At 61.1% G+C, this 14916-nt stretch carries 13 protein-coding genes; 10 read left to right on the plus strand and 3 right to left on the minus strand.

The genetic code is table 11. The features are described from left to right. Both HP546_RS14640 and HP546_RS14645 read right to left on the minus strand, forming a co-directional pair. The coding region (locus HP546_RS14640; protein WP_172226536.1) for an HAD family hydrolase at positions 1–627 on the minus strand (627 nt) is incomplete at its 3' end. A 114-nt stretch (positions 628–741) separates the two neighbouring features. After that, positions 742–1290 carry a gamma carbonic anhydrase family protein gene (locus tag HP546_RS14645; RefSeq protein ID WP_172226539.1) on the minus strand — a complete coding sequence of 183 codons (549 nt, stop codon included), beginning with the start codon at positions 1288–1290 and terminating at the stop codon, positions 742–744. A 66-nt stretch (positions 1291–1356) separates the two neighbouring features. Here HP546_RS14645 and prlC point away from each other — a divergent pair, with 66 nt between their 5' ends. From prlC to HP546_RS14675, 6 genes are all read left to right on the plus strand, one after another. Beyond that, entirely contained in the window at positions 1357–3444 is a 2088-nt protein-coding gene (gene prlC / locus HP546_RS14650) for an oligopeptidase A (RefSeq protein WP_172226542.1), read from the plus strand. Next, entirely contained in the window at positions 3441–3722 is a 282-nt protein-coding gene (locus HP546_RS14655; protein ID WP_172226545.1) for a YheV family putative zinc ribbon protein, read from the plus strand. Before prlC ends, HP546_RS14655 begins: the two co-directional genes overlap by 4 nt. A gap of 104 nt (positions 3723–3826) precedes the next feature. Beyond that, positions 3827–5836, plus strand: a complete 2010-nt coding sequence (locus tag HP546_RS14660) for a M3 family metallopeptidase (RefSeq protein ID WP_172226547.1) — start codon at positions 3827–3829, stop codon at positions 5834–5836. A gap of 80 nt (positions 5837–5916) precedes the next feature. Next, complete coding sequence (locus HP546_RS14665; protein WP_172226550.1) at positions 5917–6975, plus strand: PA0069 family radical SAM protein; 1059 nt, start codon at positions 5917–5919, stop codon at positions 6973–6975. A gap of 302 nt (positions 6976–7277) precedes the next feature. After that, a complete protein-coding gene (locus HP546_RS14670; protein WP_172226553.1) occupies positions 7278–7997 on the plus strand; it encodes a carbonic anhydrase in 720 nt (239 codons plus the stop codon). Between the two features lie 190 nt (positions 7998–8187). Next, positions 8188–9720, plus strand: a complete 1533-nt coding sequence (locus tag HP546_RS14675; protein ID WP_172226556.1) for a SulP family inorganic anion transporter — start codon at positions 8188–8190, stop codon at positions 9718–9720. 133 nt (positions 9721–9853) lie between these two features. Here the strand turns inward: HP546_RS14675 and HP546_RS14680 are convergent, their stop codons facing one another. After that, positions 9854–10495, minus strand: a complete 642-nt coding sequence (locus HP546_RS14680) for a hypothetical protein (protein WP_172226559.1) — start codon at positions 10493–10495, stop codon at positions 9854–9856. Between the two features lie 368 nt (positions 10496–10863). On the opposite strand from HP546_RS14680, the gene coxB reads away from it, so the two are divergent. The 4 genes from coxB to HP546_RS14700 all read left to right on the plus strand — a co-directional run. Then, positions 10864–11991 (plus strand): cytochrome c oxidase subunit II, encoded by a 1128-nt coding sequence (coxB, locus tag HP546_RS14685; protein WP_172226562.1) that lies wholly within the window; start codon positions 10864–10866, stop codon positions 11989–11991. Between the two features lie 43 nt (positions 11992–12034). Then, a complete protein-coding gene (gene ctaD / locus HP546_RS14690) occupies positions 12035–13624 on the plus strand; it encodes a cytochrome c oxidase subunit I (protein WP_172226565.1) in 1590 nt (529 codons plus the stop codon). A 10-nt stretch (positions 13625–13634) separates the two neighbouring features. Beyond that, positions 13635–14201, plus strand: a complete 567-nt coding sequence (locus tag HP546_RS14695; RefSeq protein ID WP_172226568.1) for a cytochrome c oxidase assembly protein — start codon at positions 13635–13637, stop codon at positions 14199–14201. Positions 14202–14217: 16 nt separating this feature from the next. Continuing rightward, a partial coding sequence (locus tag HP546_RS14700) for a cytochrome c oxidase subunit 3 (protein ID WP_172226571.1) occupies positions 14218–14916 on the plus strand: 699 nt, incomplete at its 3' end.

Here is a 14916-nt window from a genome sequence, read left to right on the forward strand (position 1 = left end):
CATCTCGGCCAAGGTGGCAAAGTGGAATGCCGGCTCCTGCGCCACCAACTCTTCCTGGCTACCAAACCCGTACCCCACAGCCACTGCCTGCACGCCATTGCTGCGGGCACCGATCAGGTCATGCTTGCGGTCGCCGATCATCAGCGTCTGCGCCGGGTCCAGCCCTTCTTCAGCCAGCAGGTGGCGAATCAGCTCGACCTTGTTGGTGCGCGTGCCGTCCAGCTCACTGCCGTAGATCACCTTGAAGTGATGGTCGAAGGCGAAGTGGCGGGCGATTTCGCGGGCGAACTCCCAAGGTTTGGAGGTGGCGATATACAGAGTGCGGCCTTGGCCGTTCAAAGCCTCGAGCAGCTCGGGCACGCCCTCGAACACCAGGTTTTCGTACAGGCCGGTGACCCGGAAGCGCTCCCGGTAGAAGTTCACCGCATCCCAGGCCTTGGCTTCGTCGAAGCTGTAGAACTGCATGAACGCCTGCAGCAGCGGTGGGCCGATGAAGTGTTCGAGGCGGGCCAGGTCCGGCTCGTCGATGCCCAGCTTGGCCAGCGCGTACTGGATCGAGCGAGTGATGCCCAGGCGCGGGTCGGTCAGGGTGCCGTCGAGGTCGAACAGGATGTTTTGCTGATGCATGTACGGGGTTCCACTTGAGTTCTCTGTGGCCAGCATTCGCGGGTAAACCCGCTCCCACTGGGCATCACAGGGGCTGAGGTATCCCTGTGGGAGCGGGTTTACCCGCGAATGCGGTCATTCAGGTTGATCGTAGCCTTCGGCCAGATGCTGGTCCTTGAGCTTCACATAGTTGCCGGCGCTGTAGGAAAAGAATGCGCGTTCATTGTCGTTCAGCAGCCGGGCCTGCTTCACCGGGCTGCCCATGTACAGGTAGCCACTGACCAGGCGCTTGCCCGGCGGCACCAGGCTGCCAGCGCCGATGATCACTTCGTCCTCGACAATGGCGCCGTCCATGACGGTGCTGCCCATGCCAACCAGGATGCGGTTGCCGAGGGTGCAGCCATGCAGCATGACTTTGTGGCCGATGGTTACTTCATCGCCGATGATGAGCGGGTAGCCGTCCGGGTTGAACGGGCCGGCGTGGGTAATGTGCAGCACGCTGCCGTCCTGCACGCTGGTACGGGCGCCGATGCGGATGCGGTGCATGTCGCCGCGGACCACGGTCAAGGGCCATACAGAGCTGTCTTCACCGATTTCCACGTCGCCCAGTACTACCGCCGAACGGTCGATGAAAGCCCGTGGTCCAACTTTCGGAGTGTGTTGCTGGAAGCTTCGGATGGCCATGATAGCGTCTCTCATCTGTGCCGATAGGCAGGCTGCCTGCTGCGGTCGGCGTCGATTGTAATTAAGATGGGGAAGTGTTTCTTCTGCCAAGGTATCCGAACCGTGAGTGCGAACAACCCGCTTCTGCAATCCTACGATCTGCCGCCCTTCTCGCAAATCCGTGCCGAACACGTGTTGCCGGCGATCGAAGCGATCCTGGCCGACAACCGTAAAGCCATTGCCGAGATCCTCGAAAACCAGGGCAAGAACCCCACCTGGGCCGGCCTGGTGCTGGCCATGGACGAACTCAATGACCGCCTGGGCGCTGCCTGGAGCCCGGTCAGCCACCTCAATGCGGTGTGCAACAGCGCCGAGCTGCGCGAGGCCTACGAGTCCTGCCTGCCAGCATTGAGCGCCTACTCTACCGAACTGGGCCAGAATCGTGCGCTGTTCGAAGCGTACCAGGCGCTGATCGCCAGCCCGGAAGCCGACGGTTTCGACGTGGCGCAAAAGACCATTCTCGAGCACGCCTTGCGTGACTTCCGCCTGTCGGGTATCGACCTGCCGGCGGACCAGCAGCAGCGTTATGCCGAGGTGCAGAGCAAGCTCAGCGAGCTGGGCAGCCGCTTCTCCAACCAGCTGCTGGATGCCACCCAGGCCTGGACCAAGCACGTTACCGACGAAGCCGCGCTGGCCGGCCTGACCGATTCGGCCAAGGCGCAGATGGCTGCCGCAGCCCAGGCCAAGGGCCTCGACGGCTGGTTGATCACCCTGGAATTCCCCAGCTACTACGCGGTGATGACCTACGCCAGTGACCGCGCCTTGCGCGAAGAGCTGTACGCCGCCTATTGCACCCGCGCTTCGGACCAGGGCCCGAATGCCGGCCAGTTCGACAACGGCCCGGTGATGGAGCAAATCCTCGACCTGCGCCAGGAGCTGGCACAGCTGCTGGGCTACAAGAACTACGCCGAGCTGAGCCTGGCCACCAAGATGGCCGAGTCCGGCGACCAGGTGCTTAGCTTCCTGCGTGACCTGGCCAAGCGTTCCAAGCCTTTTGCCGCCCAGGACCTGCAGCAGCTTCAGGCGTACGCCGCCGAGCAGGGTTGCCCTGAGCTGGCCAGCTGGGACGCCGGTTACTTCGGCGAGAAGCTGCGTGAACAGCGCTACAGCGTGTCGCAGGAAGCGTTGCGCGCCTACTTCCCGATCGACAAGGTGCTGGGCGGCCTGTTCAGCATCGTGCAACGCCTTTATGGCATCGAAATCGCGGAGCTCAAGGGCTTCGACACCTGGCACCCGGACGTGCGCCTGTTCGAGATCAAGGAAAAGGGCCAGCACGTGGGGCGCTTCTTCTTCGACCTGTACGCCCGCGCCAACAAGCGTGGCGGCGCCTGGATGGACGGTGCCCGCGACCGTCGCCGTACCGCTGCCGGCGAGTTGCAGAGCCCGGTGGCCAACCTGGTGTGCAACTTCACCCCGGCCGCCCCAGGCAAGCCGGCGCTGCTGACCCACGATGAAGTCACCACCCTGTTCCACGAGTTCGGCCATGGTCTGCACCATATGCTGACCCGCATCGAACATGCCGGTGTATCCGGTATCAACGGCGTGGCCTGGGATGCGGTCGAGCTGCCAAGCCAGTTCATGGAAAACTGGTGCTGGGAGCCAGAAGGCCTGGCGTTGATCTCCGGCCATTTCGAAACCGCTGCCGCCCTGCCCCAGGACTTGCTGGACAAGATGCTGGCGGCGAAGAACTTCCAGTCCGGCATGATGATGGTGCGCCAGTTGGAGTTCTCGCTATTCGACTTCGAGCTGCACGCCAGCCACGGTGACGGCCGCAGCGTGCTGCAGGTGCTCGAAGGCGTGCGCGACGAGGTGTCGGTCATGCGCCCGCCTGCTTACAACCGCTTCCCCAACAGCTTCGCGCACATTTTTGCTGGTGGGTACGCAGCAGGCTACTACAGCTACAAGTGGGCCGAAGTGCTGTCGGCTGACGCCTTCTCGCGCTTCGAGGAAGAAGGCGTGCTGAATGCCGAGACTGGCCGTGCCTTCCGTGAAGCGATCCTGGCCCGCGGTGGCTCGCGCGAGCCAATGGAGCTGTTCGTCGACTTCCGTGGCCGTGAACCTTCCATCGATGCGTTGCTGCGTCACTGTGGCCTGAGCGAGGCTGCGGCAGCATGAGCGAGGTAGTTGTGAACAAGACCAAGAAGCGCTTTATCGCCGGGGCGGTATGCCCGGCGTGCAGCGAGCCGGACAAGCTGATGATGTGGAACGAGGACGGTGTCCCGCACCGTGAGTGCGTGGCCTGCGGCTTCACCGATACGCTTAACGAGCAGGGCCTTTCCGTGCCCAAGGAGCTGGGTACCCGGGTCAATCACCTGGCGCCGAAGGCGGCGCCGGCCAAGGTGCAGACTGTGCAGTTCTTTCCGAACCCGAAGTTGAAAAAACCGACCGAGTGACGGGTTTCAGGCCACCTGCAATGGGTGGTAGATGTTGCGCGCCGTGGTTGCGAAAGAAAGCCGGATATTCCTGGCCTTCTTTCGCAATCGTAAAGGCCGGCACCATGAACGTTCTGCTGAATTCCCAACAGCTGCTGAATTACGAGCAAACCACTCCCGAGCTCGCTCTGGCAGCAATCCAGGCCAGTGTTGCTCGCTACCAGCAAGGTATCGAGCGAGTCATAAAGCACCAGGCTGATCTCCCTACCTGGGACGACCTCGTGCTTGCCGTAGATGAACTTGATGCTGACTTGCAAGGTGCATTCTATGCCTTCCTGCCTATGGCCGACCGCGATCAGCAGTGGCAGGACGTGATGGGCCAGGCGTTTGGCGAAGTTGAAGCGTGTTTCACCGACAAGTTCAAGAACCTTGAGCTTTACACCCTGTACAAGCGTCTGACCGACAGCGCTATCGGTCAGAACCTGGATACTCAGAAGAAGGCTACCTTGACCCTGATTCTCAAGGAGTACCACCGCGGGGGCGTGCTGTTGAGCAGCGAAGTCAGGGTGCAAGTACAGGCGCTGGAGGCACAGCTTCAGGCGCTGATCGGCCAGTTTCAGTACAACTTCACTGATTCTGTATCGTCCCTGTCGGTACATGTCGAAGACAAGGGGCGGCTCACGGGTCTGCCCGACTACCTGGTCACCCAGTTGGAAGACAATGCCAAGGCGGCATCGCTCGCGGGCTGGTTGATCACCTGCGACCTCGCCAATTTTACTACTGTGTTGAAATACGCCGAGGACAGATCACTTCGTGAAGATATCTACCGCGCCTACCTGACCCGTGGCGCCAGTGACCCTAAGACTGACAACGGTGCTGTCATTCAGAAAATCGCCGAAGCCCGCAGTGACAGGGCCCGATTGTTGGGCTTTGACAGCCACATGGCATTCAGCCTGGCCAGCAAGAGCATCGGCACTGTTGCTGATTTGCAGACGTTTCTTGGAGGGCTGGAGCAACGTATCAAGCCTGTTATCGAGGCTTCAAACAGCCGACTGCATAGCCTGGCTGCCGAGCAAGGCATTGATCAGATCATGCCGTGGGACGTGGAGTACCTGCATGAGGTTGGTCGCGGTGGCGAACGCGCGCTCACCGAAAGCCAGATGCAGGAATACTTCCCGCTCGAAACGGTGGTTGCTGCGCTGATTGATTTAGCCAGGCACTTGTTTGGTGTGCAGCTGAAAAAAATTGACGAGCCCAAAGCCTGGCACCCAAGTGTGAGCGCCTTCGAGGTCATCCAGGACCATGCCTCCTTGGGCTACCTTTATCTCGATGCTCTCCTGCATGAATACAAGCAGCCAGACACTGTGCAAACCCTTGCCTACAGGCATAGACGTACAGATGCAGAGGGGCGGTACCATGGTGCAGTGGTGGCGATGATCAGCGATGTACGCATGGGTACCGACGGGGTTCCTCCGCTGCTTGATCACTTGGCGCTGAGAAAGCTGTTCCACGAGTTCGGCCATGCGTTGCATTCACTGCTGGTGCGCACGAGCAACCATGTCTTGTCCGATATTCGCCGGCTCGGCAACGATGGCGTTGAGGCAGCCGGCAAACTGTTCGAATGCTGGGTATGGGATGCCGACTACCTCGCCAGCATCTCCGCTCATCATCAATCTGGCCAGCGGCTGGAGGTGGCAGCCTTGCGCTCGCTTCTTGTGCAATTGCGGGCCGACCATAGTCGCGCCTGTGCCAGGACCTTGAGCCTGTCGCTTCTCGATTTCGACTTGCACCTGACACCCCGGGATGGCCGCAGCCTCGATGACCGAGTTCGGGATGCCAATAACCGCGCGGGGCGCTGGCCGCTGGCCGGGTTCGAAAAGCCGCTGCACGGCTTCGACTACCTTGTGGCGGGTTACGATGCCGGGTTCTACGCCTATCTCTGGGCCGATGCTCATGCCTGGGACCTGTTCACACGTTTTGAGTCAGCAGGGCTGCTTGACGCAGCAGCCGGAAGGTCGCTGCTTGAAACATTCTTCGAGCCCGCCGCCTCGCGACCATTCGCCCAGAGTCACGAAGCATTTCTCGGGCGGCCCTTGGATAATTCGCGGTTTTTGAAGCACAACGGGCTGCTTTGATGCCCGTCTGATGACCAGTGGTGCTGGAGAAAACGCTGCCATGTGATTACTGTATGTAAATACAGTATGAGGCTCAAGCCATGTTCACTCCAGCACCCCGGAAAGGTCGCGGCACTGCGCATAATCCGCATAACCGCTTTGCGTTGCACCATTCGACGGCTGAGGACGATGGTTGGTATCAGGAGGTGCCGGCGACCCAAGGGACCGAAGTGCGAATCGAGACTGCCAAGACAGTCATCAGCCGCAACACTTCTCCCGATTTGCCCTTCGATCGCTCCATTAATCCGTACCGGGGTTGCGAGCATGGCTGCATCTACTGCTACGCTCGTCCCTCGCATGCATACTGGGACCTTTCCCCGGGCCTGGATTTCGAGACCAAGCTGATCGCCAAGACCAACGCTGCCGAGGTGCTTGCCCAGCAATTGAGCAAGCCGGGCTACGTTTGCGCGCCGATCAATCTGGGCTCCAACACTGACCCGTACCAGCCCATCGAGCGTGAGCACTTGCTGACCCGGCGTCTGCTTGAAGTGCTGCTGCGTTTTCGCCACCCGGTCACCATCGTTACCAAAGGTTCGTTGGTGCTGCGCGACCTTGATCTGCTGGCCGAGATGGCACGGCAACGGTTGGCGAAGGTAATGATCAGCCTGACCACGCTGGACGATGACCTGAAGCGGGTGCTGGAGCCACGTGCGGCGTCACCCTCAGCACGGCTGCGGGCGATTCGGGTGTTGCGCGAGGCGGGTGTACCGGTTGGGGTGTTGTGCTCGCCCATGATTCCGATGATCAATGACAGTGAACTGGAGCGCTTGCTGGAGGCAGCCAGAGAGGCGGGTGCTCAGAGCGCGGCCTACATGATGTTGCGCCTGCCGCTGGAGGTGGCGCCGTTGTTCGAGCAGTGGTTGCAAGACCATTACCCGCAGCGGGCCGCGCATGTACTGAGCCTGATCCGCCAGAGCCGGGGCGGCGAACTGTATGACAGCCGGTTCGGCGCCCGCATGCGCGGTGAAGGCGTGTTTGCCGAGTTGCTGGCGCAGCGGTTTGCCAAGGCCATGAAACGCCTGGAGTTCGAGGGGCGGGAAGCGCAGGCGCTGGATTGCTCTGCGTTCTGTGTACCCGGTGGGCAGATGGCCCTGTTCTGATATTCGGATCCTGCCCAGGCCCTGCTCTTTGCTCACAACCCAACTAATAGCAGCCAATAACGACAGTAATACATATTGGCAGTTGATGTTTTTTTGCTATTATCCAGTTCCCGCCTATTTCATCTGGAACACCCGTTCTAGAGCCTGCGAATTAAGTTTCAGTTAAGTTTCCCCCGCTAGCGTAGGAAATCAGTCCACACCGACTGTGATCTATGGCCCGTGCGTGTCATCTAATTCCCTGCATAGCCAGAATCTTTCACCGGTAAAATGGATTTACCTACACACCGTCAAGAGGATGAATCATGCCCGTCAAGGACCCATCCAAGGCCGTACCGCAGGTCCCCGCGGAGAGCGCCGATGCCGCCCTGAAGCACATTGTCGATGGCTTTCTGCGCTTTCACCATGACGTCTTCCCCGAACAGCAACAGCTGTTCAAGAAGCTCGCCACTGCGCAAACACCACGCGCCATGTTCATCACCTGCGCCGACTCGCGCATCGTCCCCGAGCTGATCACCCAAAGCTCGCCAGGCGACCTGTTCGTGACCCGTAACGTGGGTAACGTGGTACCGCCTTACGGCCAGATGAACGGCGGCGTTTCCAGCGCCATCGAATACGCCGTGCTGGCACTGGGCGTGCACCACATCATCGTCTGCGGCCACTCCGACTGCGGCGCCATGCGTGCGGTGCTCAACCCGCAATCGCTGACCAAGATGCCGACCGTTTCTGCCTGGTTGCGCCACGCTGAAGTAGCTCGCACCGTTGTTGAAAACAACTGCTCTTGCGGCAGCGAACACGAAACCATGCAGGTGCTGACCAAGGAAAACGTCATCGCCCAGCTGCATCACCTGCGTACCCACCCTTCGGTGGCCTCGCGCCTGGCAGCCGGTGAGCTGTACATCCACGGCTGGGTGTACGACATCGAGACCAGCAAGATCGAAGCTTACGACGCCGCCAGCGACAGCTTCCTGCCCCTGGCTGCTGGCGAGCCGGTCCCCTGCGCTACTCCGAGAGGCCGCTACTAAGCGACCCGTCCACAGCTAGAACCTTGATAGCCGGCCGCACCCTGCAGGGTGTGGCGCGGCCTTCGGCTGCCCTGAATTCCCTGACTGCCGTGCCGGCATTTTCGCTGGCGGGCTGCGCCTGCGCGCTTGTCAGGGGCCAACGTGCCCACGGCCAGAGGAACGGCCGTGCGACAAAAAAAGGAGATACACGGTGAACATTACACAGTTGAAAGCGGCCCTGCCGCGAGAGTTGCTGGCGTCGGTAGTGGTCTTTTTGGTGGCCCTGCCCTTGTGCATGGGTATCGCCATTGCCTCCGGCATGCCGCCGGCAAAAGGCTTGATTACCGGCATTATCGGCGGCGTTGTCGTAGGTTTCCTTGCAGGTTCGCCGCTTCAGGTCAGTGGTCCGGCTGCCGGCCTTGCGGTGTTGGTGTTCGAGCTGGTGCGCCAGCACGGCATGGCCATGCTCGGGCCGATCCTGCTGCTGGCCGGGGTATTGCAGTTGCTGGCTGGCCGCCTGCGGCTGGGTTGCTGGTTTCGGGTTACGGCGCCTGCAGTGGTTTACGGCATGCTGGCCGGCATTGGCGTGCTGATCGTGCTGTCCCAGGTACATGTGATGTTCGACACGGCGCCACAGCCGTCGGGCCTGCAGAACCTGCTGGAGTTCCCGGCTACCCTCGCCGCCGCCCTGCCGCAGGAAAGCGCAGGCTCAGGCTGGATGGCCGGTGCGCTGGGCCTGGGTACCATCGTCATCATGTGGGGCTGGGAGCGCCTGCGGCCGCAGCGGCTGCGCTTTGTGCCAGGCGCCTTGCTGGGTGTGGCGGCGATGACCGCCATCGCCATGTGGCTGGCGTTGCCGGTGAACCGCGTGCAGGTGCCGGCAGACTTGTCCGAAGCCATCGACTGGCTGCGCCCGGATGACCTGATGAAGCTGGCCGACCCTACGCTGTTGGTCGCCGCTTTTGCCCTGGCGTTCATTGCCAGCGCTGAAACCCTGCTATCGGCGGCGGCAGTCGACCGAATGCACAGCGGCCAGCGCTCGGACTTCGACCGTGAGTTGTCCGCACAGGGCATCGGCAACATGCTCTGCGGGATTCTCGGTGCATTGCCGATGACCGGGGTGATCGTGCGCAGCTCGGCCAACGTCCAGGCAGGTGCACAGACGCGGGCTTCGGCGATCTTCCATGGCCTTTGGTTGCTGGCGTTCGTGGTGGTGTTGAGCAGCGTGCTGCAGCAGATCCCGGTGGCGAGCCTGGCGGGGGTACTGGTGTTTACCGGGGTCAAGCTGGTCGACTTCAAGGCGTTTCGTGGCCTGGGTCGTTATGGCCGCATGCCGATGTTGACCTACGCAGCGACTGCGCTAGCGATCATCTTCACCGACCTGCTGACCGGGGTGCTGTTGGGCTTCGCCCTGACCTTGCTCAAGCTGGCGTTCAAAGCGGCGCGGCTGAAAATCAATTTGGTCAGCCTGGAGAAGGCCGGGCACATGGAGCTGCGGCTCAGTGGTGCGGCCACGTTCCTCAAGGTGCCGGCGCTGACCCAGGTGCTGGACGGTGTGCCGGCGGGGACCACGCTGCATGTCCCGCTGGGCAACCTGAGCTATATCGACCACTCGTGCCTTGAGTTGCTGGAGGACTGGGGGCGCAGCAATGCAGCCCATGGGTCGCGGTTGCTGATCGAGCAGCGGCGGTTGAAACGGCGCATCGAGGGGCGGTTGCGGACTACGGCGGGGGTTGGGGCCTAAAGCCGGAAGTTTTGTATCGCCTGAACTGGCCTCTTCGCGGGTAAACCCGCTCCCACAGGTTCAACACAGGTTTAAAGGCCGGTGCAGTACCTGTGGGAGCGGGTTCACCCGCGAAAAGACCGGGACAGGAGTATCAGGCCGGTTGACCCAGCTCAACACCCAGCTGGCGCGACAGGCATGGCCAGCGTTTCCAAGCCTCACCCGTTGCCGGGCTGCTCAATTTCTCGCGGTATGCCTCTACCGATTCCACCGCAAAGCTCTGCTCATTGAGCATCTCATCCACCGAGTGGTGCACCACTTCATCCAGCTGGTTGGCAAATTCTTCGCCGATCAACTGGTGAGCAATCAGGTTGGCCATGGTGGTATCGAACGGAATCAGCGGCTGCTGGAAGTGACGGATGTACAGGTCGTTCACCTCTTCCACCAGCCGGTGCGCCAGATACGCCTCATCCAGCAGGCAGTCCAGGCCGACATGCCCGTCCATGACCTCTGGCGGCTGCAGGAAATAGGCCTCGGCAATTTTCAGTACAGGTTTGATCTGCGATTCGATCCCTGCTTCCAGGGCAACCTCGTGGGCAGCCTCGAGCAGTTCCGGGACCTGTTCGATGTAGGCGCTGACGAAGCGCGCCAAAGTACCCTGGGCGTCCTGCTCAGGCAGTTGGATCGAGGGGTGCAGGTGCGGCAGTTGCAGCTCGAGACGCGCTTTCAATTGGCCGGTCTGGCCTTCGTGTTGATGGGCTTGGCTTACCTGCTCGCGTACAGCAGCGATGTTCATGACAACTCCAGGGACATTACGTTTCAAACGGAAGACACTAAATTAGCTCGGTATACAGAATACCTAAGACGTATTTGTTATAAGTCGCGCAAACGTGTGCATCCTCAGGCATATCGGGTGGCCATTATTGGGCCATACCCTATCAAACACGCGCTTTTCCGGGCATCTGGCCATTTGGTGAAGTTCATTTCACTAGCTTCATTGCGTGCCATTGGTCGCTGACTATACTCCCGATGAACGTGATTCGTTGATGAGGCCCAGCTGCTTTTGCAGGGGCTCGGTCGTCGAAGCCAGGTAGTCTTGACCGCCGTTCCCTCTTGCCGCAGGCCACGCCTCCGGGACAACAAGAACGAGAAGGGGAACCCGCAATGATGCGACATCCACATGTCTGGATGGGCCTCCTGTTGTGGTCGGTTTTTGGTCAGGCCAACGCAGCCTGGACCGTGAACATGCACCCGGGGGCGACGGAGGTCTCCAACGCCGTCTTCGATCTGCATATGACCATCTTCTGGATCTGCGTGATCATCGGCATCGTGGTGTTCGGCGCGATGTTCTGGTCGATGGTGGTCCACCGCCGCTCTACCGGCCAGCAGGCCGCGCACTTCCACGAGCACACCTGGGTGGAAATCCTCTGGACCGTGGTGCCCTTCCTGATCCTGGTGGTCATGGCCATTCCGGCGACCAAGACCCTGATCGACATTTACGACGCCAGCGAATCGGACATCGACATTCAGGTCACCGGCTACCAGTGGAAGTGGCATTACAAATACCTGGGCCAGGATGTGGAGTTCTTCAGCAACCTGGCCACCCCTGCCGAGCAGATCCACAACCAAGCCCCCAAGGACGAGCACTATCTGCTCGAAGTGGACCAGCCTCTGGTGCTGCCGGTGGGCGCCAAGGTGCGCTTTCTGGTGACCGCCGCCGACGTGATCCACTCCTGGTGGGTGCCAGCCTTTGCGGTCAAGCGCGACGCCATTCCCGGCTTTGTCAACGAAGCCTGGACCCGCATCGAGAAGCCCGGCATCTACCGCGGCCAGTGCACCGAGCTGTGCGGCAAGGATCACGGCTTCATGCCGGTGGTGGTCGAGGTCAAGTCCAAGGCTGATTACGACACCTGGCTGGGCGAGCGCAAGGCCGAGGCCGCCAAGCTCAAGGAGCTGACCAGCAAGGAATGGACCCTGGAGGAACTGGTGGCACGTGGTGACAAGGTCTACCACACCACCTGCGTGGCCTGTCACCAGGCCGAAGGCCAGGGCCTGCCACCGATGTTCCCGGCGCTCAAAGGCTCGAAGATCGCCACCGGGCCGAAGGAAGGCCATCTGAATATCGTGTTCCACGGCAAGCCCGGCACAGCAATGGCCGCTTTCGGCAAACAGCTGTCGGAAGTCGACCTCGCCGCAGTGATCACCTACGAGCGCAACGCCTGGGGTAACAACAAAGGTGACATGGTCACGCCGAAGGACGTGCTGGCGCTGAAGCAGGCGCAAGCCAAGTGAACCGGGTTACTCGCGGCAATCAATGTGTTGCAGGAGACAGGACATGAGTGCAGTGATCGACGACCACGCCCACGGCGATGACCACGCGCACGGCCCGGCCAAGGGCCTGATGCGCTGGGTGCTGACCACCAACCACAAGGACATCGGCACCCTGTACCTGTGGTTCGCCTTCTTGATGTTCCTGCTGGGTGGCTCGTTCGCCATGGTGATTCGTGCCGAGCTGTTCCAGCCCGGCCTGCAGATTGTGGAGCCGGCGTTCTTCAACCAGATGACCACCATGCATGGGCTGATCATGGTGTTCGGCGCGGTGATGCCGGCCTTTGTCGGCCTGGCCAACTGGATGATCCCGCTGATGATCGGCGCGCCCGACATGGCCCTGCCGCGGATGAACAACTTCAGCTTCTGGCTGTTGCCGGCGGCCTTCCTGCTGCTGGTCTCGACGCTGTTCAGCCCGGGTGGCGGGCCCAACTTCGGCTGGACCTTCTACGCACCGCTTTCCACTACCTACGCACCGGCCAGCGTCACCTTCTTCATCTTCGCCATTCACCTGATGGGCATCAGCTCGATCATGGGCGCGATCAACGTGATCGCCACGATCCTCAACCTGCGTGCACCCGGCATGACCCTGATGAAAATGCCGCTATTCGTCTGGACCTGGCTGATCACCGCGTTTCTGTTGATTGCGGTAATGCCGGTGCTGGCGGGCGTGGTGACCATGATGCTGATGGACATTCATTTCGGCACCAGCTTCTTCAGTGCCGCAGGTGGCGGTGACCCGGTGCTGTTCCAGCATGTGTTCTGGTTCTTCGGCCACCCCGAGGTGTACATCATGATCCTGCCGGCTTTCGGCGCGGTCAGCTCGATCATTCCGGCCTTCTCGCGCAAGCCGCTGTTTGGCTACACCTCGATGGTGTACGCCACCGGCGCCATCGCCTTCCTGTCGTTCATCGTCTGGGCCCACCACATGTTCGTGGTCGGAATCCCGGTGGTGGGCGAGCTGTTCTTCATGTACGCCACCATGCTGATCGCCGTGCCCACCGGGGTGAAGGTGTTCAACTGGGTCAGCACCATGTGGGAAGGCTCGCTCACCTTCGAGACGCCAATGCTGTTCGCCATCGCCTTTGTGATCCTGTTCACCATCGGCGGCTTTTCCGGGCTGATGCTGGCGATCGCCCCGGCGGACTTCCAGTACCACGATACCTACTTCGTGGTGGCGCATTTCCATTACGTGCTAGTGCCCGGGGCGATTTTCGGCATCTTCGCTTCGGCCTACTACTGGCTGCCGAAATGGACCGGCTACATGTACGACGAAACCCTCGGCAAGCTGCACTTCTGGCTGTCGTTCATCGGCATGAACATGGCCTTCTTCCCCATGCACTTCGTAGGGCTGGCCGGCATGCCGCGGCGTATTCCCGACTACAACCTGCAGTTCGCCGACTTCAACATGGTGTCCTCGATCGGTGCCTTCATGTTCGGCGCCACGCAGATCTTCTTCCTGTTCATCGTCATCAAGTGCATCCGTGGCGGGGCGCCGGCACCGGCCAAACCTTGGGATGGCGCCGAGGGCCTGGAGTGGTCGATCCCCTCGCCCGCGCCTTACCACACCTTCCAGACACCGCCGGAAGTGAAATAGGAAACCTGCCATGAACGGCCTGTCGCTGAAACGCCTGGTAACGCGCCTGCTGATGCTGACGGTGGTGATGTTCGCCTTCGGCTTTGCGCTGGTGCCAATCTACGACGTGATGTGCAAGGCCTTCGGCATCAACGGCAAGACCGGTGGGCAGTACGAGGGCAGCCAGGTCAGCGACCCGACGCGCGCAGTGCGGGTGCAGTTCATGTCGACCAATGCCAGCGACATGGTCTGGGATTTCTACTCCACCGCCGACCAGCTGGAGGTCAACCCGGGGGCGGTGAACCAGATGATCTTCATTGCCCACAACCCGACGGACCGGCCGATGAGCGCGCAAGCCATTCCCAGCATCACCCCGGCCGAGGCTGCGGCGTATTTCCACAAGACCGAGTGCTTCTGCTTTACCCAGCAGGTGCTGCAACCCGGCGAACGCATCGAGATGCCGGTGCGCTTCATCGTCGACCGCGACCTGCCGGCCAGCGTGAAGCACCTGACACTGGCCTACACCTTGTTCGACATCACCGCTCGCCACCCGCCGGTCGCGCATGTTGCGGCCCAGGACGTCCAGGGCGCCCGTTAAGGGAAGGAGAACAGCAATGGCAAGTCATCAGCACTACTATGTTCCGGCGCAGAGCAAGTGGCCGATCATCGCCACCATCGGTATGTTCATCACGGTGTTCGGCCTGGGCACCTGGTTCAACGACATGAAGGCCGGCCACCCCGACTCGCACGGGCCGCTTATTTTCTTCGTCGGCGCGTTGTTCCTGGCCTACATGCTGTTCGGCTGGTTTGGTGCGGTGGTGAAGGAGAGCCGCGCGGGGTTGTACAGCCCGCAGCTGGACCGCTCGTTCCGCTGGGGCATGAGCTGGTTCATCTTCTCCGAGGTGATGTTCTTCATGGCCTTCTTTGGCGCGCTGTTCTATGTGCGCGTGCTGGCCGGGCCGTGGTTGGGGGGCGAAGGTGCCAAGGGCGTGGCGCACATGCTGTGGCCCACCTTCGAGTTCACCTGGCCGCTGCTGCATACGCCCGACCCCAAGCTGTTCCCGCCGCCCAAGGAAGTGATCGACCCGTGGCATCTGCCGCTGATCAATACCATCTTGCTGGTCAGCTCCAGCGTGACCATCACCATTGCCCACCATGCTTTGCGTCGGGACCACCGCGGCCCGTTGAAACTGTGGATGGCGCTGACCATCTTGCTGGGCATCTGCTTCATCACGTTGCAGGCCTACGAGTACCACGAGGCCTACACCAAGCTGGGGCTGACACTGGGTTCGGGGATCTACGGGGCGACGTTC

Source organism: Pseudomonas sp. CM25, from assembly GCF_013179705.1.
GTDB lineage: Bacteria > Pseudomonadota > Gammaproteobacteria > Pseudomonadales > Pseudomonadaceae > Aquipseudomonas.